This is a genomic window from Leptolyngbya sp. FACHB-8 (assembly GCF_014695575.1).
Classification (GTDB): domain Bacteria; phylum Cyanobacteriota; class Cyanobacteriia; order Elainellales; family Elainellaceae; genus Vacuolonema.
This window is the reverse complement of record NZ_JACJOO010000062.1, coordinates 81631-103786: the sequence shown is the minus strand read 5'-3', so window position 1 is coordinate 103786 and position 22156 is coordinate 81631. Positions and strand designations below refer to the sequence as shown.

Here is a 22156-nt window from a genome sequence, read left to right as displayed (position 1 = left end):
CTCTCATCCCATAAGGGAGTAAGGTCACCCGCAGAACACGGGTTAATAGGTTCTAGATGGAAGTCCAGTAATGGGCGAAGTCGAGGAATACTAACAGACCGAGGGCTTGTCCTAGCTTCAGGTCAGCATGCTGGATAAAAAACAGCAGTTGGTTTTGTTGAAGACTCAAGCCAAGCAGTTACGCAACAACCAAAATTTCTTCCTCTTCACTTGACAGGTTTGAACATCAAATATAGTTAATTCAATAAAAGCTTTCCTGGTGCTAATGGCGGTTTGGCCCCACTCTCATCCATCCCGAACTGAGGTGTGAAACAGACCAGCGGCGAAGATACTTTGGGGGTTGCCCCACGGGAAAATAGCTCAGTGCCAGGATAATATTTAAAGCAAGACTCCTGCCTCGTGTGATGCAGGAGTCTTGCTATTTGTCATGAGTAAAATACTATAAAAAGGTTCAGGTTTCGGACCTGAACCTTTTTAAGGCCTTACTTATTTATTAGGTTGCGGGGTCATGCGCAGATAAGGCTTAATTTCGGTAACGCCTTTGGGGAACTTCTGCTTGGCTTCCTCAGTGGGAATGGAGGGAACCACAACAACGTCTTCACCATCCTTCCAGTTAACGGGGGTTGCAACGCCATAGTTGTCGGTTAGTTGCAGGGAGTCAATAACGCGAAGGATTTCTTCGAAGTTACGTCCGGTGCTGGGGGGGTAAGTGATGGTCAGACGGAGTTTATGTTGAGGGTCAATGACAAAGACGGTCCGAACGGTAACTTTGGCGTTAGCGTTGGGGTGGATCATCCCATATAGGTCAGAAACGCTCTTGTCAGCGTCAGCCAGGATGGGATAGTTGACAGTAGTGTTTTGAGTTTCGTTGATGTCGCTGATCCAGCCCGTGTGGGAATCAGCATCGTCAACACTAAGAGCAATGACTTTGGCGTTGCGCTTCTCAAATTCGGGAACCAGCCGGGAAACTTCACCCAATTCGGTGGTGCAAACGGGCGTGTAATCGGCGGGGTGAGAGAAGAATACAACCCAGCTATCACCAGCCCAATCGTAAAAGTTGATTTCGCCTTGAGAGGACTGTTGAACAAAATTGGGTACGGTGTCCCCAAGTTGAAGTGCCATAGGTGTCGTTCCTGTAGTCAATAGAACAATGTAGGGCTTTAGTGCTATCTTCTCATAAACTACACAATCCCGAGCGGGGTTTAGGTTATTTTTCCCAATCTTTAATGAAGGGATAAGAACAGCTATTCTCCATACCTTGACATTGATAGTCTAAAGGCCCTTCTCATGCATTATTGAATAGTGGGATACAGGTGTAGATTGATGAGATTGGAGGTTCATTCTTCTCTAAAGCTTAGAGATCATTAGGCTGGATGCCACCCTCGGGGAAGACCCATTTAGATCCCTCCATCATTTTGCGACGGCGTGCTGCCTCGGCTATTTCATGCATTTTGTCTAGAGAGGTTTCGTGAATAAAGCGAGATGCCTGGTCACGGTATTCGGTGTTAGGGCATTGATCGCCAAGGACACAGCCGTCTTTACATGCTTCAGCGCAGTTAATTTGGGTTGATTCCATAAGTTCGCTATCCTGATTTGATCTTTATGGTTATGGTATCGCAGGTAGCTAAAGAGACAATTCTGCCAGGCCCAGGTAGGTGATGCCTAAAGGAGTATTTTTGAAACGACAGGGGAGAATTTGAACACCTTTAGCGATCGCCTCCCGAAACAGGCGTCCATATTCAGCATCAGCCACGTCACCCGGCGCAAAGTGGGTGCAATCATCTCGATTGATGTAATAGAGCATGACAGCCTGCTTGTCTGGCAAGAGAGCCGTCAATTCTTGTAAGTGCTTTTGCCCTCGTGTTGTGACGGTGTCAGGGAAAAGGGCAAGAGTTTCCTTCGTCCAAGTAGTGTTTTTAACTTCGACATAGGTTGGTGGGGTTTCAGCATCTGGCGCTGTCAGTAGGAAATCGATGCGGCTTTTGCTATCTTGGCCGTATTTTACTTCGGCACGAATTTCTGTATAGCCGTCCAATTCGGGAATGGCATGGGCTTGGAGAGCTGCTTTGATGACACGGTTGGGGAGAGCTGTATTGGTACCGACCCAGGTTGGAGTTGTGTCGTTGATTTCGATTAATTCCCAAGTGTAGGCCAGTGCACGATTAGGGTTGTCGCTTTTGGAAACAAGAACGCGGTTGCCTGGGATGTTGACGCCGGACATGGGACCGGTATTAGGGCAGTGGGCTGTGATAATTTCCCCTGTTTCTAGTTCGATGTCAGCGAGAAAACGTTTGTAGCGTTTGAGAAGAATGCCGGGGTAGAGGGGAGGGAAAGGATAAAAGAAATCGGGCATGGGAGAGATCAGGCTTTGAGGCTTTGGAGAAAGTGGTTGCAGTTGCGGGAGGAGTCAAAAAGATGGAGCCCAAGAACCTGGGAGAGCGTTTCACAGACTCTGACACCTCGGATACTGTTGCCCCTTTCATCTAAAGGCGGTGAGAAAATGGCAATGCCAATTTGTTCGGGAACGACAGCAATGATACCGCCGCAGACGCCGCTTTTGGCAGGAAGACCCACACGGTAATTCCATTCACCTGCGAAATTGTACATGCCGCAAGAGGCCATGACGCTGAGGATGTCGCGAATATAGCGGGGACTGACGGCGCGATCGCCCGTCAACGGGTTCACACCTCGATTTGCAAGGGTTGCTGCCATGACCGCCAGATCTCGGCAGTTGACCATGACAGAACATTGTTGAAAGTATAGGTCGAGGGCATCTTCCACATTGGCTTCGATCATGCCAAAATGGCGCATCAGGTAGCCCATCGCGCGATTGCGATCGCCTGTAGACCGCTCCGACACATACGTTGCCATGTCGACAAAGATGTCATGGCCAGTGTAGCGCCGGAACATATCTAGCAGGCGATTGAGACGTTCGGTGAGATCGCGGCCTTTGATGAGGCTGGTGGTGGCGATCGCCCCTGCATTCACCATGGGGTTATAGGGCCGCTTCGATTGCTCGTCCAAAACGATGGCATTAAAGGCATCTCCTGTCGGCTCAACTCCGACTCGGCTCAAGAGTACATCTCGCCCATGGTCTTCTAGTGCAAGGCCATGGACGAAGACCTTAGAGATGGATTGGATGGTGAAAAGAGGGTCAGTGTCACCGACTTCGAAAATTTGGCCATCTACGGTGGCGATCGCTATCCCAAACAACTCAGGATTTACCTTGGCAAGTTCGGGAATATAGGACGCCACCTTTCCCTCACGTAAGGTGGAATACCGTTCATGTAAGTCTGCCAAAAATGTTTTGAATTCTTGAGCTGACCGAACCATTTCTGGATGATCGGCAGACGATAAATCGTCAGGGTTCGTCATAGAGTTCTTCAGGGAAGCAGCTTATCCTTAGGCATCTTATATCCTTAAGACTGACGCAAGTCCACTCAAGTCCACTATAGATATGGCAGATATGGCATTTTTGTTGTGGGATCTGCTTCGCACATCCCACAACAAAAATCTAATAGATCCAGGGAATCAGTTTCTTTGCCCGCTGTCGATAATCCGCATAATCAGGATACTTCTCCGTCAGCCAGATTTCTTCGCGGCTGGCTTTAGCATTAAAAAAGAGGATAAAAATAAAGGCCGCAAGCAAGTGAGATAGGCTTTGCTGGGCGATCGCATAACTCAAGATTCCTAGAATTAAGCCACTGTAGATGGGATGGCGCACCAAGCCATACACTCCAGTTTGCACAAGCTGACCGTCTTCCCGGGGAAACGGCAAAGGAGTCAGGCTCTGTCCCAGATCGAGCAGCCCTTTGCCCAGCAAGATTATAGCCAGGAGGGCGATCGCCCCGGCTATGCCCCAAAGACCATAAAGGCCAGGAGGGATAATCGTCAACGAAGGCAATCGGTAAACAGGCAACAGGACAACGCCAAGCAACAGGAAGCCCTGAAGAAGAACCCAGTACTCACCTCGTTGCCCCGTGCGCCAGCCCTCGCGGGTAAACCCCCAATCAGACAGCAGTTTCATGGGCTGGCTGAACGTCTACTTTTTCACAATAGAGCGCAATGATCTGCTCGATAACGGCTTCAGCGGTGAGCTGATCGGTGTTGATCTCGATCGCGTCAGCGGCCTTGCGGAGAGGGGCGATCGCCCGACTACTATCCTTTAGATCTCGTTCGTAAATGCTTTTCTCCAACTCCTCTAGGCTAAACTCTCCCAGGCCCCGTTCCTTCAGCTCAAGTTGACGACGGCGGGCACGCTCTTGAACGGAAGCCGTAAGAAAAATCTTGAGCTCAGCATCGGGGAAGACGTGGGTGCCAATGTCGCGGCCATCCATCACGACACCACCGCGTTGGCCGTACTCCTGCTGCTGTTTCATAAGAGCCTGACGGACGGCTTTTTGGGCAGCGATCGCTGATACCTGCGCTGTCACGTTTGGCGTCCGAATTACTGTTGTGACGTCCACATCATTGATCCAAACCTGGAGAGTGGGAATGCCAGAATCTAAGTCCTGACGTTCCAGGCGAATCTTGCACTGGCTGACGAGTTCAGCGATCGCCGCCTCATCCTCGACTGCTATACCAGAATCCAACACTAGCCAGGTAACTGCGCGGTACATGGCGCCTGTGTCGAGATAAAGCAGACCCAGCTGCTGAGCGACCTTGGGAGTAACCGTACTTTTGCCAGAACCTGCAGGCCCATCAATGGCAATGATCGGTTTACGGGTGCGGAGCAGGACGTTGTCAATCAGGCGGGCAGAACCAAGATGGGCAGCGATCGCCAATAGGCCGGTGTCTTGAATGGATTGCAGGGAAGTCATGGTGATGGGATCAACCAGATCGATATATTGAGGTTTGATAGAGGGGGTTGTAGCCAGAGCCGTTTGTACTGCTGTGAGCAAGGGTTCTCGCTCGACAATGCCAGACCGATATAAGGCTTCTGCTTGCTGGAGACTTTGGTAGATGCGGGGAGCCTGAGCGCGTTCTTCTGCTGAAAGGTAGCGGTTGCGCGAACTCATGGCCAGTCCATCAGATTCCCGTACGGTTGGGCAAGCAACAATATCTACGGGGATGCTCAAGTCTTGTACCATACGCCGCAATATGGCCAGTTGTTGTGCATCTTTCTGGCCAAAGTAAGCACGATCGGGTTGAATCAGGCTAAACAGCTTAGTCACAACCGTAGCGACACCTTCAAAGTGCCCTGGGCGAAACTTCCCACAAAGTTCTGCCATCATACTCGTTGGAGGAATGACCTGAAACAGATGAGCTTCTGTGGTCGGTTGTTCTGTGTGGTATAGCTCTGCTACCGATGGCGCAAAGATGACATCTACGCCTGCCTCTTTGCAAAGAATCTGATCTGCTGCCAGGGTTTTCGGATAGTGGTGAAAATCTTCGTTTGCCCCAAATTGTAAGGGGTTCACAAAAATACTGACGACTACAAGAGCATTTTCCTGGCGGGCGCGCTGGATCAAGCTGAGATGGCCTGCATGCAAAGCCCCCATGGTCGGTACCAGACCCACAGTACCGGGGGGATGAACACAGGGAACCGCCTTTTCCCAGAATTGCTCCAGGTAAGTACGGAGCCCAGCTACGGTTTGAAACAGACGCACGAGATCCTCCGGGCTGCCAAATTATATTGTTTGGAAGCAAGCTAACCTTGATAGTTTACAGAATTCCCATTCCAATCGCAGGCGATCGCTCCCATCTTCCTGATTTGTTGGCCTACATCCTTGGAGGGGAAATCGTGGGTTCAGGATCTAAAAACCTGAAAACTGTCAGCATCCGCTGCTTTCGATGCGGCCATCGGGCATGATCGTATTGCAAAAGAGTGCCCCTTCCATCCGAGCCTCTTGCAAGCTTGCTCCCCGCAGATTCGTATTGGTCAAATTAGCGTTTCGCAGGTTTACTCGCCTCAGAATAGCTTGCTGAAGGTTTGCCCCTGTCAGGTTTGCATGAGTTAAGGAAGCACGCGTCAAACTGGCCCGGGTCAGGTCGCTCTGCTCTAGATTGGCATTGGACAAATCAGCCATGGTGAGATCGGCTTCTCCAAGCTGAGCACCCTTGAAGTTGGCTCCACTAAGGTTCGTGCGAGACAAGTTAGCGCGAAGCAGCATTGCTCTTACTAAGCGAGCATCTTTGAGACTGGCATCACCCAAATACGAACGTCGTAAATCCGCTGCTTCCAAATTGGCTCCGCTCAGGTTTGCTTCAGCCAGATTAGCCCCCAGTAAGATAGCGCCATCCAGGTCTGCCTTGCCCATATCAGCACGGCTCAGCACGGCATCAGCCAGATGTGCTCCTTCTAAGTTGATTCCTCGCAGGCTAGCATCTCCTAAATAAACCTGCCGTAGGTCAGCTCCTTCAAGGTCAGCTTCGTCCATTTTTGCCCGCGTCATAACGGCGTCTACCATGTGAGCCTCTCGCAAATCGGCCTCCGATAGGTTGGCATCATCTAGCCGGGCCCCTACTAAATTGGATTTCCGCATCTGAGCGCTAAACAGATAAGCGTTGCTGAGATTGGCATATTCCAGGTTCACTTCCTCCAGGTTGCTATCCCGCAATCGCACAGATTCTAGCTCACACCCTCCACACTCGCGGGTTGTGAGCAGCTGATTAACGCGGCTCAGCTTCGCGGCGTTAGCAATCCGTACGGCTCCAACCACCATGGTTATGGTGGCCAGGAAAGATGCAATGGTGAATAGGGCTGTAATATCTTTCCGATCCATAGTCTGAAGATGAATGCCTTTAGGAAAGCAGTGCGATCGCCAAATGAGCAGTCTTCAGTTTAGCGAGAAGCTTGCCTCTATTGGTGAAGTAGGGGGTAAGCTAGGACGGGCTGAACCTATGGCCTTTGCCACTAGAACAGAACATGATGGTAGAACAGGGGTACCCTCCACCTTGCCATAATCCTCTACTCTAATGGCCATACTATAGATCAACCTGTACGCTATATCCCTCGGCGCCATTCTGAAATCATGACTGTTCGTCCCTTTCATATTGCTTTTCCTGTTCGTGATTTGGCTGAAACTCGGCACTTTTATGAGATGATTTTGGGATGCTCTGTGGGGCGTACCAGTGATGCCTGGATTGATTTCAACTTTTTTGGTCATCAAATTACGGCCCACCTCAGCCCCGAGGAAGTGAGTGCTGTGGAAACAAACCCGGTTGATGGAAAATCGATTCCGGTAAGGCACTGGGGGGTGATTTTGGAGATGGAATCCTGGGAACGTCTGGCTGATTCGCTAAAAGACCAGGGGATTGTATTTGAGATTGGGCCTTACATTCGGTTTCGAGGAGAGGTGGGAGAGCAGGCAACAATGTTTTTTCGTGATCCTAGTGGCAACGCGTTAGAGTTCAAGGCTTTTCGTGATGATGCCTCGATTTTTGCTGCTTGAGGGCTGAGCAAAGAGATAAAATTCCGGAGAAGGGGGTGCCGGTTTTGCCTGCACCCCTTCTCCAGAATTTTATTCGATAGCAAGTTCTTAAGCCTTGGTTAACCTCAGTTTCGGATAAGCTGATGTGCCCATTTTCGCGTGTGCAAAGTACAGGCAAAAATGCTTATCGCTTAGTATCAGGGATATTGTGTGGAGCCTTCGTGAATCAATGGTTTCAAGCAAAATTAGGTCACGTCTCACGGTAGGCTAGAAGCTGGAATGATTGAAACGGGATCACCATGCCCATGATGACAGAGTGGCTGACTCCCAGCCATGGAATTATGTTTGGCTTGCTAGTTGGGTTTGCGATCGCTCATAGTGGTTTAGCCGCCTTACGCCCCCGAGCAGAGAAATACATCGGCCCACGGCTTTATCGAGTGTTGTTTGCACTGGTCAGTATTCCTTTTGCAACAACGCTAATTATCTACTTCATTAATCACCGCTACGACGGGTTACAACTCTGGAATTTACAGGGAACTCCCGGGATACAGGCAACGGTCTGGATTCTCTCGGCTATTTCGTTTTTGTTTCTCTACCCAGCGACATTCAATTTATTAGAGATTGCTGCTGTCCAAAAGCCTCAGGTTCATCTTTATGAAACTGGGATTATCAGGGTTACGAGACATCCACAGATGGTGGGACAGATTATTTGGTGTGTGGCCCATGCACTTTGGTTGGGAACGAGCTTCATGCTGGTAACCTGTGCAGGGCTAATTTTGCATCATCTGTTTGGTGTGTGGCATGGCGATCGCCGCCTGACCTTACGCTATGGAGCAGCCTTTGAGGCGGTTAAGGCCCGTACCTCCGTGATTCCCTTTCTGGCTATCCTTCAGGGGCGCCAATCCTTAAAACTGCAAGAGTTCCTTCGTCCGGCATATGTTGGGGTCGCTATTTTTGTGGGCATACTTTGGTGGGTACATCCCCTAATGATCCGTGCAACAAGTAACGTTGCCTGGTAAAGTAGTGCCAAATAGAAACTCTCTTCAACGCCTACTATTCAATGATCCCAACCATTAACGAAAGCACCTTTCCACAAGAAGTTTTAGATTCACCTTTTCCCGTCATTGTGAGCTTTTGGGCTCCCTGGTGTGGCCTGTGTCGAATCATCAACCCATTGCTTCATGGTTTACAGAGTGAGCAGGGAGAGCAGGTGAAGTTTGTCAGTGTTAATGCAGATGAAAACTTTAGGCTCGCGAACACCTATCGGCTGACGAATCTGCCCACCCTTCTGCTCATCGATCGGGGTCAAGTTCTCTGCCGCTTTGATCATTTTACATCTCACGATGACGTCAGAGCAGCTTTTGCTACGTTAGGCAAAATTTTGGGTGGTCTTGCTAACACATATAGCTACACAGCTTAATCTCACCTAAATAAGAAGGGAGGGGGGCAAAGCCCCCCTCCCTTCTTATTTAGGTGAGATAACAGGATGTGTTTTTGAAAGCTGTGCTTCGCGCAGTTTTCAAAAACACATGAGTTATTCGAGTATTAAGAGGCTATCAATTCGGGCTGAGCACTGGTCTCAGAAATAAGCTCGTCTGTTTCGGTATCCGAGTTAGGGATGATGTCTAGATCCACATCCAGAACCGTCATGTTTAGCCCAGCACGAGGTTGTTGGTCAACATTGGAAAGATAAGGGCTAGGTTCAAGATTACCTGTGCAGATGACAAGTGCTCCTTTCTTGAGAAAGGAAAGCTTCCGCCATGCAGCAGATCGCTCCCAAATACTCAGGCGCACGGTAAAAGAATCTTTGTAATCCCGTGGCTTTTGAACAAATAGGGTTACTTCGGCTAGTTGAGCCTGCTCACCGTTACGGAGAGTAACAGTTTTTACCTGAGCATCGGCACCTAAGTTACCGCTAACGATCCACTTGTTCAAACCTTTGCTAGACATGAATAGATGCTCCTGATTAGGAATGATGACTTTATAGAAGTAGCATCCCTTGATCTATGAAAACGTCCGTAGTCTTGTGTAAAAATAGACCGGCTCCTATATTCAGTACCGTAATTCTTCTTGGAGCCTAAATTTGACTTCAATACGAACTCTGCTTCATACAGGAACGGTCTGTTTTTCGCTGGAATGTCCGTATAGCGGATATCCCAACGAAAAACAGACTGCTGCTCTATGGGCAGGTTTCGTATTATGTAGCAGTATGCAAGTACGTTCAGTACAGCGCTGTACAAATTTTTCTGAGAAAGCTTTTGGAGATTTTACAGGGGGCTGTACAGCTAGACCCCTGTAAAATCAGCTGCTTGCTTTACTTCTGAACCCAGACAGAAACTGAGCCTCCTTCACAGCGGAATTCTCCCCAGCCGTATTCGTTAGTTTGAACCAGGCTAGAAATATGTCCCGTTACGTCATAGAAGGTGGTGTTGGGCTTGCCAACTTCCATCCACTTGCTGCCACCAGGGCCATCGCTCATGATGACCGCCATCGCTTTGGGGTTGGCTTCCGTACCCAGGCGAGTCCATCCAATCACATCCCAGTGGTCGAAGTAGTCGTACTGGGGGCCATGGGCAAAGTTATGGCGAGCGTAGAGAAGTTTATCGATGATGGAACGGTGGGAATCTAACCAGATTTCGTACTCGTTTCCATCGCGGCCGCGATCGCGATAATGAGCCCCATAATAATCGGCGTAGAAGACACAGGGGTATCCTTCTGCTCGCAACAGGATGACAGCGTAGGCCAGAGGCTTGAACCATCCTTCTACAACAGATTCCAAAGCTTGCAGGGGTTGCGAATCGTGGTTATCAACAAAGGTGACGGCAAAAACGGGTTGTTCCTTCATCAGAGTGCCGTCTAGGATACGGCGCATATCGTAGTTACCACTGGATTTACTGGCACGGTGAAAGTTGTAGTGAAGGGGGACGTCAAATAGAGAGAGGCGTCCGCCTGTGTTGGCAATGTACCAATGTAGAGCAGCTAGATTTTCACTCCAGTACTCGCCAACGGCAAATAGATCCTGTCCCGTTTCATGCTCCAAATAATCCAACCAGCTCGTGAAGAAGTCTCCTTGAATATGCTTAATGGCGTCCAATCGAAAGCCATCAACGCCGATCGTATCCAATAGCCATTTACCCCAGTACTTCAATTCACCCTGAACCTCAGGGTGGTTCATGTCTAAGTCGCAGCCCATGAGGAAGTCATAATTACCGCTGCTTAGATCGACTTTGGTTTCAAAACTTTTATCTTTAAACCGGTAAATGGTATTGTCACCGGACTTGTACATGTTGTGGTTGACGGAATCGAAGTGCCACCAATGCCACTTCATGCTGGAGTGAGTATCACCCCGTCCCGGAAAGGTAAAAGCAGTCCAGGACTTGATTTTTTCGACCCCGCCAGTAATGTGATTGCGATCGTTGACGTCGACAGGGTAGGCCTCAATCTCCTCTTCAGCATCGGCTCCATTCTTATGGTTGAATACGACATCCGCATAAACCTGGATACCGGCATCCTGAGCGGTTTTGATAGCGGCTGCGTATTCGTCTCTCGTCCCGTATTTCGTACGAATAGTCCCCTTCTGATCAAATTCGCCCAGGTCAAACAGGTCGTAGGCTCCGTATCCTACATCCCAGGCCCCCCCACTGGCTTTGTAAGCAGGGGGAAGCCAGAGAGCTGTAATACCCGCTTTCGCTAAATCGCGGGCATTTTTTTGAACGCGGTTCCAGTGATTGCCATCGTTGTCGATGTACCAGTGGAAATATTGCATCATGACGCCATTGACGGGTTCTGTCGGGTGCTTACGGCCGAATTCCTCGGAATATTCGGTCAGCAAACTCGAAATGGTGTCCTTCAGATCATCGAGAGCATTGGGGCCAAGCTCTGCGGCAGCTTTACGAAGACGTTCGATGAGGGCCATACAGTTTCTCGTAGTAATGCATGGTGTGAACGGCTGGGGGAATAGCCGTTCCAGCTTTTTACAAACTATAGAGTGAGGAAATCAAGCTTTGGGTTAATACACATTACAAAGAGACAAAATCGTAAAACTCGATCAATTTGTCCAAGTCGGCCCTGATACTAATTCAATAGAGAATGCGCCTAATGTTCTACGTCTGTGCATTCTCATTGTGAGCTTTATCTGGGAGTTTGTGCCTTACGGCACAAACTCCCAGATAAAACCCGAAAACCACCTTGGAAGAAATGGCTTTGCTTGGGAAAACTATCAATTAAGCATTGCGATAGGTCTATTCATGCAACCTGTTTTGCGTCGGGGGCAGCTTGTTACCTGGAAGGATGAGCGGGGTTTTGGGTTTATCAAATCAGAGGATGGGGGGAAAGAAGTTTTCTTGCACATCACGGCGATTAAGGGAGCCAGTCGCCGTCCCCAAGTTGGTGACACCATTCTGTATGAGTGCGTCATAGAAAGCGGGAAAGTTCGTGCTGCCAACGCCTCTATTCAAGGGCTGGTAAAGAAGTCTGTGGCCGCTAGACCGAAGCCACAACGAACCCCATCACAAAGATCCATTCGCCACTCTGCGCCCAGACGACCTAAAGGCCAACCGCAAGGAGCACTTGGAACGATCGCCACCATTGGATTTGCGATCGCCCTAGCCGTCTTCTTAAATAGGCAAAGTCCATCCCGCTCCCCGTCTCCTATTGCCGCGATTACCCAACCGGAATGTACGATTAAGGGCAATATTTCACAAAGCTCGGGCATCCGGTATTACCATCTGCCTGGCATGGAGGATTACGAAAATACAGTAATTGACCTGGCCGCGGGAGAAAAGTGGTTTTGCTCTGAGCAGGAGGCGATCGCTGCTGGTTGGCGGAGGGCTCCCCAGTAATAGAAAACGGTGTGTCTATCTGGACACACCGTTTTTGAAAAAATATTGTGGAGAATAAAAGGTTTAGGTTTCCTGATGTTTTTGCCCGATGCGTGGTTCTTGACCTGCAAAAAGGCGCTGAATGTTAGCCCGGTGCGTTATGAGGACATAAATCCCGGCCAGCAATCCAAATAAGAAGTAGGGCAAGGGTTGGTGGAAAATCAGCATGAGGATGGGGGCAGCGATCGCCGTCAAAATAGACCCCAACGATACAATCCGCGAAATGCCTAAGGTAATGAGGAACGTTGCCGTAGCTCCCAATCCCACAGGCCACGCCAATGCATACAGCAAACCTAATCCTGTCGCTGCGGATTTTCCACCTTTGAAACCTAGCCAAACCGATTTACTATGACCGACTACGGCTAGTAATGCTGCTAACGTTGCAGCCCAGGGCATTTGAGCTTCTAATCCAGGCTGAGCAAACAACGCACGAGTAATAGCAACGGCCACAACGCCCTTAAAAATGTCTACCAGCAGTACGATAATAGCTGGAACTTTGCCTAACGTACGCAGCACGTTGGTAGCTCCCGTAGAGCGGGAACCCTGTTCACGAATATCAATACCTTTCAGCAGCTTTCCGGCCCAATAGCCCGTGGGGATGGAGCCCAACAAGTAGGCAATGACTGAGGCAATGACCCATACCAACTCAGTATTCATGGCAGTTCACCTCAATACAGATTGGCATTGGGACGGGTGGGATCGGCCGCAAAGGCCAACCACAAGGGGAATTGCAGCAGTGACAGGTCAATCACTCCTTCCGATTCATCAATGATGATCAGGGGTAAATATTTTTGTTTGACCAGGCGATCGGCCCGCTGAGAGAGGGGTTCTGGGGCATCAAACAGGGTTACGCCCTGGTCGGTGCCAAAGTCCATGCGGCCCAGACCCAAGCAATCTTGCAGGCCACGTCGCCACTCGCCCAGACGTTCGGGTGAATCGGAGAGGACAAGGGTGCGGATGCGATCGCCATACATCCGATGCAGAATTGAAATTGCTGCCGAAGCTATCAGAATATTTTGCAGCCGAGAGCCCATGCTGCGAACCGCTCCCCGGCCTCCCTGTTCAAAAAACCAGTTGGAAACGCGTTCTGCATGAATGGGTTCGAACGTACGACGCAATTGCCAGGGCGGACCGTAGTAATCTGGCGAATTGCGGTACTGGTCGAGGGATTTGCGGATCATGCGGGCGGCTTCCTGGAAGCCCTGCTCTGCAAACTGTGGCTTAGGAGCAGCAGTCTCTTCGGCTTCCCGTTGAGGGCGGCGTGAGGGTTCGGGAGCGGGCGGAGGGGCGAGTTTAAGATCTTCAGCAGCGGACACAAGATCCTGTAAGCTACCGACCAAATAATCCTTAAAGCCCTGGATGCGAATGGCTAGCTCTTGAGAGCTGCCAGCAAAGGTACTCCGCATTTCGGCGCGAATACGTTCCTGACGGCGCTCCAATTGCTCTACAGAAATTTGGAGGGTTTGTTTCCGGTGCTCGAGCTCGCTAAGCCCTTCTTTGACGAGATTTCCGAGAGCAACCTGAGCGTCGAGCAGTTGTTGTTGTAGGCTGGCGACCTGTTGGCGAAGCTGCTGTTCTTCTCGTCGCAGGTCACTCACGCGATTTTCGAGATCCTGAGCGGTGCCTGGCTCATCCATCAGGTCTTCAATAATTTCCAACCCTTCAGCCATCAAGGTTTGGGGCGCTTCTGAACGATCGTCGACGTTGGAATCATCTGCTTCCAACGACTCGACTGTTTCCAGGAGCCCATCGACCTCGATTACTTCTGGCTCGTCTGGACTGTCTACCTCAGTTGTCCAGGGATCGGAGACAACGGACCCTGACGGGGGCTCTGTGGATGTGTTTGAGCGCCCAGACAGTACATCCGGCAAGGGTTGAGGTTTGTAGTCGTCGGGTTCAGAACTGGATGGCGGCATGGATGCGTCCATCGGATCTTGATTCAGGGATTCATCCGGATTCATGGTGTCCATCACTTAGCGATCAATCGGGCAGCGTTGCTCCAAGCAAACCTTCAACATTTTCGGATCAAACAGCACTGGAACAAAGTGAATGCTCTTAATTTCCTTGAAGTAGAACAAAATGGGCACGGGGTTCCAGAAAATTTTCCAATTTTGCCAGTCTTGATAGGGGAAACGGCGAATTAAAGTTTCGCCTCGATAAATGTCCAGATCGGTTGGGGTAAACCGCAATCGCAAGGAAACCGCCTGATACATCAGAAATAGGCCAAACAGGGCGATCGCCCCACTGACCCAGATATTGATCCACACCAGGGGTAGGGATAGTCCTACGAGTGCTAGGGGCAAGGCATAGCTGGGGGCCAGTTCTACAGTTTCCAGGGTGGTTGGGGTTGATGATGAGGTCACCGTTTCTCCTCAAAGTTCTGGAGCATGAAAATTAATTCCCATTTTAAGGGGTCAGAGGAAGGCTGAACTCGAATTGATGGTGATGAGCTTTTATTGAGAGAAGTCAAAGATCTCACATCAAAGCCGAATCCCATCGATACACTGGATAAGGATTCGCTAGTTGTATGGGGCGATCGCACGCTCCACTAGTTAAGCTGCTGAACTTATGACGCTGAAATATGCTTATTTTCCGGGATGTGTAGCTCAGGGAGCGTGCCGGGAACTGTACCAATCCACCGCTGCCCTGACCCAGGCATTAGGAATTGAACTGATTGAGCTGAAGAAGGCATCCTGCTGCGGGTCGGGTACGTTCAAAGAAGATTCTCAATTACTCGAAGATACGGTCAACGCCCGCAACATTGCCCTGGCCGAGGAATTGCAACTGCCGTTGCTGACTCATTGCAGTACTTGCCAGGGAGTTATTGGTCATGTCGATGAACGGCTGAAGGACGCTCAAAAGAACGATCCAGCCTATATTGAACAGGTTAATGGTCTGCTCAAAAAGGAGGGCTGTTCCCCTTACAAGGGCAGCACTGAAGTTCGACACTTGCTTTGGGCTTTAGTGGGAGATTACGGCCTGGAAGCCCTAGCGCAGAAGGTAACTCGCAAGCTGAGCGGCCTGAAGTGTGCTGCCTTCTATGGTTGTTACCTGTTACGGGCTCAGGATCACATCCCTTATGACGATCCTTACAATCCACAGTCCATGGAGAACGTATTTCGCACCATTGGGGCAACCCCTGTGTATTATCGGGGGCGAACTCAGTGCTGTGGCTGGCCACTGTCGAGCTATGCCACAGAGCAATCGTTCAAGATGGCGGGTGGGCATATTCAGGAAGCGATCGCCGCGGGAGCTGACTGCATGGTTACCCCGTGCCCATTGTGTCACCTGAATTTGGACTCCCGTCAGCCAGAGGTGGAAGCGGTTATTGACCAGAAATTAGGGCTGCCTGTATTGCACCTGTCGCAATTGGTAGCCCTGGCTCTGGGCGTTAGCCCCAAAGCGTTGGGCCTGGATCGACATATTGTTTCGACGAAATCGGTATTGGATAAGCTAGCTGCGACTGCGGCAATCTAAGTGTTCAGTTGCCTGTATTGGCTGGGGAGAGGGCACCCGCCTCCAGCCACTAAGTATTTTCGAGGGTAGTGCATTGCATCGTTGCATCGCCCTCTAAATACTCATTTTTGCGTGCACTTTTGCATATAAAAGTCGGTACTTCAGCTCATCCTCAGCAATTCTCAGTATGGGCATCAAAGCCAAGAGTTCACGCCCGACGGGCGTGAACTCTTGGCTTTGATGCCCGAAAACCGCGCGCCTTTGGCGCGCGGTTTTCGGGCCTGATTTCAAAATGAGAATTGCTGGCTCATCCTGAAGTGCCCCTTGCAGGGCTTTGTGCTTGAATTAGCCGCGCGGAGCGCAGCTCTCACAAAAACCAGATTTTAAGCGCTTGAAAAGTGCTGTAAGTAATCTCTGGAGTTGGAAGACGTCTCGGCCTGCCTGAATTATCCTGTGAAGAAGAGTCTGCGGTGAACGAACGCAACATGCCACGCATCAAGAAACGCTTGGCGATGAGAATTGCTGTCCTTTACCTATTTTGGGCAGGAGTTTGGATTTTAATTTCTGATCAGATACTTGCCTACCTGATTTCAGATGCTCGTCTCCTGACTGACGTCTCCATTCTAAAGGGGTGGTTGTTTACCCTGGTGACCAGCCTGCTGCTGTTCTGGCTCGTGCGCCGTGGGGAGCGATCGCACCAGGAAAATCTGGATCTCCTATACGACATTGTAGAAGGTACACGCGATGCCATTTTTGTGAAGGACTTGCGTGGCCGTTATGTACTCATTAATAGTGGCGGCGCAGACTTGGCGGGGCAACCGGTGTCGGCCATTCTGGGGCAGGATGACTCGGCCATTTTCCCACCGGATCATGTCCATCGCATCCAGCACGCTGATCAAACCATTATTGAAACAGGGATCGCCCAGCAAACCGAAGAGACGGTTTGGATGCAGGGACGACGCGTTACCCTCCTATCGTTTAAGTATCCTCGACTGGATCGCCAGGGACGTGTTCGGGGAGTGATTGGAATTTCTCGGGATATTAGCAATCGCAAACGCCTTGAAGAAGAACGGGAACAACTTCTGGAAACGCTAAATGCCCGTAATCAAGAATTGGAAGCGCTGAATTTAATCACGGCTAATGCTATCAGCACCCTGCAACTAGATGCGTTATTAAATCTTCTGCTAGATCGGCTCACCTCGGTGTTAAGGGCAGATTTAGGGCTAATTTTTCTGACGCAAGATGATGGAGCTTTACAACTTGCAGCGTGCATGAGTACGGCGCAATTGGAGACAACGCAGGATGAGGGGGCGATCGCCCACAAAATTGCCAATATCATTGCCACGACGGGCAAAATTCTTGATGTGGATGATATTCAGCAGAATCCTAATGAGCCAAAAGAGCTTCAAGTTTCAGCCAACTCGCACCATATTTTAGGCATTCCCCTGCGCCATCAGGGGCAACAGGTTGGGGTTTTACAGGTGCAATGGTTTTCTCCCCACACGTCATCGCAGCGAGAGATTCAACTACTAGAAATTGCGGCTGAACGTTGCGCCCTTGCAATTCTCAATGCTCGTCTATTTGAACGCACACAACATTTACAGCAACGACTTCAGCTGCAGTTTGACTGCAACCCTCTGGGCTGTATCACCAGCGATCCACAGGGCTATATAAAGGACTGGAATCCGGCTGCTGAGCGCATTTTTGGCTATACCAAAGCAGAAGTTTTGGGCCTGCATCCCTCTGACCTGATCATTCCTGCCGGCATTCGCCCTGTTGTAGAAGCAATCTTTAGCCGTCTGGGTCAAGGAGATGTGAGTGTCCAGAGCTGCAATCACAACCTGACCAAAGATAGACACACCATCATCTGTGACTGGTCGAATACGCCATTAAAGCAGGCCGACGGGCAGATCGTTGGCTTCCTATCCATGGTGCAGGATGTTACCGAACGCGTCCGCAATGAAGAACAACTGCGACAGTACGCCTACTATGATTCGTTAACTCAGTTGCCTCTACGCCGCTTTTTGGTAGAACGATTGAACGTATTGCTTTTAGAACCTCCTGAAAAGCGCCCAGTATTTGCGCTACTACACCTGGATTTGGTGCGCTACAAAATGGTGAAGTACATTCTGGGGCACCAACTTGCAGAGCAGTTGTTGATAGGAGTGAGCGATCGCCTTCAAGCCACACTACCCGAGGGTAGTCTCCTGGCTCGTATTGGTACTGATGAATTTGTCATCCTTCTCGAAAACCTGCCCCACTCAGCGGCGGTAGTCGACTTCGTCACACCCGTTCAACAGGTTTTTGCCCATGCCTTTCGGCTGGGTGATAACGAAATTTTTATGCATGTTCGCATTGGTATTGTGCTGAGTAGCGACTGTGAAGGTGATGCTGAGGATTTTCTGCGAGCTGCTGATATCGCTATGCATCAATCCAAAGTAATGGACCAGATCCCTTATGTGCGATACGAGCCGATGATGCAAAATGCGGCTTTACATCGCTTGCAGTTAGATAGCGATATGCGGTGTGCCCTGGAACGACAGGAATTTGCCCTGCATTATCAACCTTTAGTCAGCCTGGTTAATTCACAATTGCTGGGGTTTGAGGCACTGCTGCGCTGGCCACGGGGTACGGAATGGACGCCTCCAGACCAGGTCATTAGCCTGGCAGAAGAGACGGGGTTTATTGTCTCGCTAGGACGTTGGGTGTTAGAACGAGCCTGTCAGGATTTGCAGCGGTGGCGATCGCTCTATCCAGAAGCATCTTCCCTTTTTGTTGCGGTTAATCTCTCGCCTCGTCAATTAATCCAACCGGATTTTGTTGACATGGTAGAAGGCATCCTTCAGTCCACACAACTGCCTCCAACCTGTCTAAAAATGGAAATTACAGAAACGGCGGTTATGGAAAAAGCGGAGACCGTATCCCCTATTCTGGAGCACCTGAAGCAGTGCAATATCACTCTTTCCATTGATGACTTTGGTACAGGATATTCTTCCTTGAGCCAATTGCATGAATTTCCATTCGATACGCTGAAAATCGATCGCTCCTTTGTGCAACGGCTGACAACAGACCTCAAAAGCCGTGAAGTGGTGCGCAGTATTGTCGTCTTAGCTCATACCCTTGGGATGGATCTGGTAGCAGAAGGGGTTGAAACCTCAGAGCAACTATCGGAGTTGCAGGAATTGGGGTGCGATCGCATCCAGGGCTATTTCATCTCCCATCCCTTGCCTTTGGAAGAAGCCGAAATCCTGGTCAATCAGAATAATTGGATGAGAACGCCCTAAAAAGCTTCTCGTTGTTGCGATCGGTATGAACCTGGATGGAAAACCATCGTTTTACATTAAGTTCATCTCGGCCTTAGTAACACTGAAATCTCAGGGTTAACTACCGCTATGCTATCGAATCACCCGGAGCGGACTGAATCCCATCCGTTGCTCTCTGCCTCAACCCCCGAAGCCCTTCACCAGAAGGCAATGTTGATTCATGACCGCCTCTGCCAGGTTTATGGTTGCCCTATCCCCTACTTTCATCATGATTCAGATCCATTAAGCGAGCTGGTTTCAGCCCTGCTTTCCCATCGCACAACGAATCGATCGTCCGGGCAGGCATTTCGCCAACTGCGTCAGCAATTCGAGACCTGGGAAGCGGTGCGGGATGGGGATGTGGCGGCAATTCAGGCCGCGATCGCCCCCTGTACGTGGCCGGAGCAAAAGGCTCCTCGATTAAAGCAAGTGCTTCAGAAAATTACGGAGCGACGAGGAGAGCTTTCCCTGGATTTTCTAGAGGATTTGTCGGTGCCTGCCGCGCGAGCCTGGCTGGAAGAACTCCCAGGGGTTGGGCCCAAAACCAGCGCAGCCGTACTCTGCTTTAGCACCTTGCAGCGCCCTGCTCTACCTGTAGACAGCCACCATCATCGGGTCGCCCAACGACTAGCTCTGATTCCCTCCCATATTGCTGTTGGCCCCTCCCACGTTCTATTGTTCGCCCAATTGCCACCCGATTGGGACGGCCAGCAAGTCTACGACAACCATGAAGTGCTCATGCTTCACGGCCAAAAATGTTGCTACTATCGCAACCCAGCCTGTCAGCGCTGTGCAGTGTTAGATCTCTGTCCCTACGGGCAAAGCCGACTCACACAATCTTCACGGTAAGCACTATCGCCTATCCGTGTTCTCAGGGCTGTAGCTCGTGTAAGGAAAATCTATGCTAATGCTATAGCTAACAGATATTTCAGCCAATCATGGCTTCCCCTTGTGTTTCCCGTTGGTTTCGCATCAGTCCACTCATTGCAACTTATATCCTCGTTACAGGTCTGTGGTTTCCTGCATCTAGCTTTCTCGTGAAGCAGTCCTTCACGCAGGAAATCTGGTTTCTCGTCTGCGATTTCTTACAAAGCTGTGGCTTTGTTCTGTTTAACGCAAGTTTTCTCTGTTTTCTAATAGCGCGTCAAAAGCGGGCGATTACTAATCGTAATGACCTCCTACAAGCGGTTATTGAAAGTACAAAAGATGCCATCTACATCAAAAACCTTCAAGGCCGCTACGTGCTCGTCAATGCTCAGGCTGCTCAACTCCTTCAACACGCTCCAGAGGCAATTCTAGGAAAAACAGATGAGGAGTTGTTTGGAGCAGAAATCGCTGCTCATCATCAGCTAACGGATCAGCAGGTAATCCACATGGGGGTTGCGTGTGATTTTGTAGAACCCGTTCACCCGGCTTTACAGCAACCCCTAATTGCATCAACCAAGCTGCCCTGGTGCACTCGAACTGGGCAAATTCGTGGCTTGATTGGGATCGCTCAGGATGTCACCGAAAAGAAAGAGGTCGAGGATCGACTGCGCCGGCCGGCTTTTTATGATGCACTGACCGGACTTCCGAGACGAGCGTTGCTGCTGCGTCGGTTGCAGGCGTTAATGCCATCACCCCACCGCAGTCATGCTCCCCTGTTTGCTCTGTTGTATTTAGATGTCAGTCGTATTGAAGACATCAAGTACATTTTGGGAGCCGATTTTGCAGATGATTTGGTGGTGGCGATCGCCTATCGGTTGCAGCAAATTCTACCAGAAGCCGCCATCCTCGCACGGACTGGCAGCCTCAGTGAATTCATCATCTTGCTGGAATCCCTGGAGCACTTTAACGAAGCCATCTACTTCGCAGAAAAGGTGCTGGCAGAAATTGCTCAGCCGTTTCACCTGGAGGAGCGAGAAATTTTTGTAAATGCCAACATTGGCATCTTGCTTAGCACTCATATGACAGGTAGTACAGAGACTATGCTGCAAGCGGCTGATTCTGCTATGCACGAGGCCAAACGCCAGGGATACAGTAACTACGTCATCTTTCAGCCTGCTATGCAAGAGGCCGCTTTTCGTCGGCTTGCCTTAGATGGAGAATTGCGTCTTGCTCTAGAACGGCAGGAGTTTTCGCTGCATTACCAGCCTATCGTCTCCCTATCCAATCACCACATTATCGGCTTTGAAGCTCTAGTTCGTTGGGAGCATCCAAACTGGGGTTCTGTGCCTCCTGCTGAATTCATTTCTTTAGCGGAAGAGACAGGGTTTATTATGCCTCTTGGGTTCTGGATTTTACGTCAAGCTTGCCAGCAGTTGAGGCAATGGCAACGACAGTTTCCAGAGCTTGCGGAATTCACCCTGAGTATCAACATTTCTGTGGCTCAGCTCTTCCATCCCAACTTTCTTGAACAAGTTGACCAAATTCTGTTGGAAACTCAGGTTACCCCTCACCGTTTAAAGCTGGAGCTTACAGAAACAGCCATTATGAAGATGGGTAATCGGGTAGCTCAGGTGCTAGAAGCATTAAAATCTCGTCAACTTAGGCTCAGTATTGACGACTTTGGTACGGGCTATTCATCCCTCAGCTACCTGCATTTGTTCCCTTTAGACACGCTGAAGATTGATCAATCCTTTGTGCGCGCTATGACAACGCGGCACGAGGTGCTGGAGATTGTCCGAAGTATCATTTCCCTTTCCCATGCCCTGAACATTCAGGTAACGGCCGAGGGAGTTGAGACATTGCAGCAAATCAATCAGCTCCGTAGCCTTGGTTGTGAATTTGGTCAGGGATTTTTGTTTTCTAAACCAGTTCCAGTTCACCTGGCAGAAAAAATGCTGGTTCGGGAAGCTTCTCGCTTGAAACCTCGCATCTGTTCCGCTTGAAGTGTTGGTTTTGTGGGAGTGTTCTAGCTATAGCCCTACGCGTTCAACCAGACACTTTTTTGAAAAGCCGCGCACTGCATGGCTTTTCAAAAAAGTGCCCTAATCAACCTGAGGTCGGGTTAAGGGCGTTTTCGAGTGCCGCGCAACGCGCGGCACTCGAAAACGCTCATTTTGGCGTGCGCTTTGCGCACGCCAAAATGAGCACTTCAGCTTATCCCGAACTGAGGTTAATCAGGCTGAATGGATATAGGACTTCTAGATGGTCTTTAAGAAAT

The 22156-nt window shown here is 50.0% G+C and carries 21 protein-coding genes and 1 rRNA gene; 10 read left to right on the top strand and 12 right to left on the bottom strand.

The features are described 5' to 3' along the window. Window positions 1-114, top strand: a 23S ribosomal RNA gene (locus H6F91_RS15955); the annotation flags it as partial. A gap of 372 nt (window positions 115-486) precedes the next feature. On the opposite strand, the gene H6F91_RS15950 is transcribed toward H6F91_RS15955, so the two are convergent. From H6F91_RS15950 to H6F91_RS15920, 7 genes are all read right to left on the bottom strand, one after another. Continuing rightward, on the bottom strand, window positions 487-1122 hold the full coding sequence (locus tag H6F91_RS15950) for a peroxiredoxin (protein WP_190772278.1): 636 nt from the start codon (window positions 1120-1122) through the stop codon (window positions 487-489). 232 nt (window positions 1123-1354) lie between these two features. Next, window positions 1355-1576, bottom strand: a complete 222-nt coding sequence (locus H6F91_RS15945; protein WP_190772277.1) for a hypothetical protein — start codon at window positions 1574-1576, stop codon at window positions 1355-1357. Window positions 1577-1624: 48 nt separating this feature from the next. Continuing rightward, window positions 1625-2353, bottom strand: a complete 729-nt coding sequence (sfsA, locus tag H6F91_RS15940) for a DNA/RNA nuclease SfsA (RefSeq protein WP_190772276.1) — start codon at window positions 2351-2353, stop codon at window positions 1625-1627. An 8-nt stretch (window positions 2354-2361) separates the two neighbouring features. Next, complete coding sequence (gene glsA, locus H6F91_RS15935; protein WP_347280045.1) at window positions 2362-3333, bottom strand: glutaminase A; 972 nt, start codon at window positions 3331-3333, stop codon at window positions 2362-2364. Between the two features lie 181 nt (window positions 3334-3514). Further along, window positions 3515-4027: an isoprenylcysteine carboxylmethyltransferase family protein gene (locus H6F91_RS15930; protein WP_190772274.1), complete on the bottom strand. Its 513-nt coding sequence runs from the start codon at window positions 4025-4027 to the stop codon at window positions 3515-3517. Next, complete coding sequence (locus H6F91_RS15925) at window positions 4011-5609, bottom strand: bifunctional pantoate--beta-alanine ligase/(d)CMP kinase (RefSeq protein WP_190772273.1); 1599 nt, start codon at window positions 5607-5609, stop codon at window positions 4011-4013. The genes H6F91_RS15930 and H6F91_RS15925 overlap by 17 nt, the downstream gene beginning before the upstream one ends. A 165-nt stretch (window positions 5610-5774) precedes the next feature. Continuing rightward, on the bottom strand, window positions 5775-6725 hold the full coding sequence (locus H6F91_RS15920; protein WP_190772272.1) for a pentapeptide repeat-containing protein: 951 nt from the start codon (window positions 6723-6725) through the stop codon (window positions 5775-5777). A gap of 13 nt (window positions 6726-6738) precedes the next feature. On the opposite strand from H6F91_RS15920, the gene H6F91_RS15915 reads away from it, so the two are divergent. The 4 genes from H6F91_RS15915 (at window position 6739) to H6F91_RS15900 (ending at window position 8793) form a co-directional block, all read left to right on the top strand. Continuing rightward, window positions 6739-6906: a hypothetical protein gene (locus H6F91_RS15915; protein WP_190772271.1), complete on the top strand. Its 168-nt coding sequence runs from the start codon at window positions 6739-6741 to the stop codon at window positions 6904-6906. A 68-nt stretch (window positions 6907-6974) separates the two neighbouring features. After that, a complete protein-coding gene (locus tag H6F91_RS15910; RefSeq protein WP_190772270.1) occupies window positions 6975-7394 on the top strand; it encodes a VOC family protein in 420 nt (139 codons plus the stop codon). Window positions 7395-7678: 284 nt separating this feature from the next. Further along, window positions 7679-8392: an NnrU family protein gene (locus H6F91_RS15905; RefSeq protein ID WP_190772286.1), complete on the top strand. Its 714-nt coding sequence runs from the start codon at window positions 7679-7681 to the stop codon at window positions 8390-8392. Window positions 8393-8433: 41 nt separating this feature from the next. Continuing rightward, complete coding sequence (locus H6F91_RS15900; RefSeq protein WP_190772269.1) at window positions 8434-8793, top strand: thioredoxin domain-containing protein; 360 nt, start codon at window positions 8434-8436, stop codon at window positions 8791-8793. 125 nt (window positions 8794-8918) lie between these two features. On the opposite strand, the gene H6F91_RS15895 is transcribed toward H6F91_RS15900, so the two are convergent. Then, entirely contained in the window at window positions 8919-9323 is a 405-nt protein-coding gene (locus H6F91_RS15895; protein WP_190772268.1) for a single-stranded DNA-binding protein, read from the bottom strand. 364 nt (window positions 9324-9687) lie between these two features. Further along, window positions 9688-11142, bottom strand: coding sequence for an alpha-amylase (locus tag H6F91_RS15890; protein ID WP_242035820.1), 1455 nt, complete (start codon window positions 11140-11142; stop codon window positions 9688-9690). A 478-nt stretch (window positions 11143-11620) separates the two neighbouring features. Here H6F91_RS15890 and H6F91_RS15885 point away from each other — a divergent pair, with 478 nt between their 5' ends. Continuing rightward, complete coding sequence (locus H6F91_RS15885) at window positions 11621-12214, top strand: cold shock domain-containing protein (RefSeq protein WP_190772266.1); 594 nt, start codon at window positions 11621-11623, stop codon at window positions 12212-12214. A gap of 63 nt (window positions 12215-12277) precedes the next feature. Here the strand turns inward: H6F91_RS15885 and plsY are convergent, their stop codons facing one another. The 3 genes from plsY to H6F91_RS15870 are packed head-to-tail and all read right to left on the bottom strand — an operon-like array spanning window position 12278 to window position 14616. Further along, window positions 12278-12910 (bottom strand): glycerol-3-phosphate 1-O-acyltransferase PlsY, encoded by a 633-nt coding sequence (gene plsY, locus H6F91_RS15880; RefSeq protein ID WP_190772265.1) that lies wholly within the window; start codon window positions 12908-12910, stop codon window positions 12278-12280. 11 nt (window positions 12911-12921) lie between these two features. After that, window positions 12922-14214 carry a DUF3086 domain-containing protein gene (locus H6F91_RS15875; RefSeq protein WP_190772285.1) on the bottom strand — a complete coding sequence of 431 codons (1293 nt, stop codon included), beginning with the start codon at window positions 14212-14214 and terminating at the stop codon, window positions 12922-12924. A gap of 12 nt (window positions 14215-14226) precedes the next feature. Continuing rightward, entirely contained in the window at window positions 14227-14616 is a 390-nt protein-coding gene (locus H6F91_RS15870; protein WP_190772264.1) for a DUF3119 family protein, read from the bottom strand. Window positions 14617-14821: 205 nt separating this feature from the next. Between H6F91_RS15870 and H6F91_RS15865 the strand changes: the two genes are divergently transcribed. The 4 genes from H6F91_RS15865 to H6F91_RS15850 all read left to right on the top strand — a co-directional run bounded on the left by H6F91_RS15865 (window position 14822) and on the right by H6F91_RS15850 (window position 21881). Further along, complete coding sequence (locus tag H6F91_RS15865) at window positions 14822-15730, top strand: CoB--CoM heterodisulfide reductase iron-sulfur subunit B family protein (RefSeq protein WP_190772263.1); 909 nt, start codon at window positions 14822-14824, stop codon at window positions 15728-15730. A 464-nt stretch (window positions 15731-16194) separates the two neighbouring features. Beyond that, window positions 16195-18993 carry an EAL domain-containing protein gene (locus tag H6F91_RS15860; protein WP_190772262.1) on the top strand — a complete coding sequence of 933 codons (2799 nt, stop codon included), beginning with the start codon at window positions 16195-16197 and terminating at the stop codon, window positions 18991-18993. 189 nt (window positions 18994-19182) lie between these two features. Beyond that, window positions 19183-19860, top strand: a complete 678-nt coding sequence (locus H6F91_RS15855; protein ID WP_190772284.1) for a Fe-S cluster assembly protein HesB — start codon at window positions 19183-19185, stop codon at window positions 19858-19860. Window positions 19861-19949: 89 nt separating this feature from the next. After that, on the top strand, window positions 19950-21881 hold the full coding sequence (locus H6F91_RS15850) for an EAL domain-containing protein (protein ID WP_190772261.1): 1932 nt from the start codon (window positions 19950-19952) through the stop codon (window positions 21879-21881). Window positions 21882-22156 lie beyond the last annotated feature (275 nt).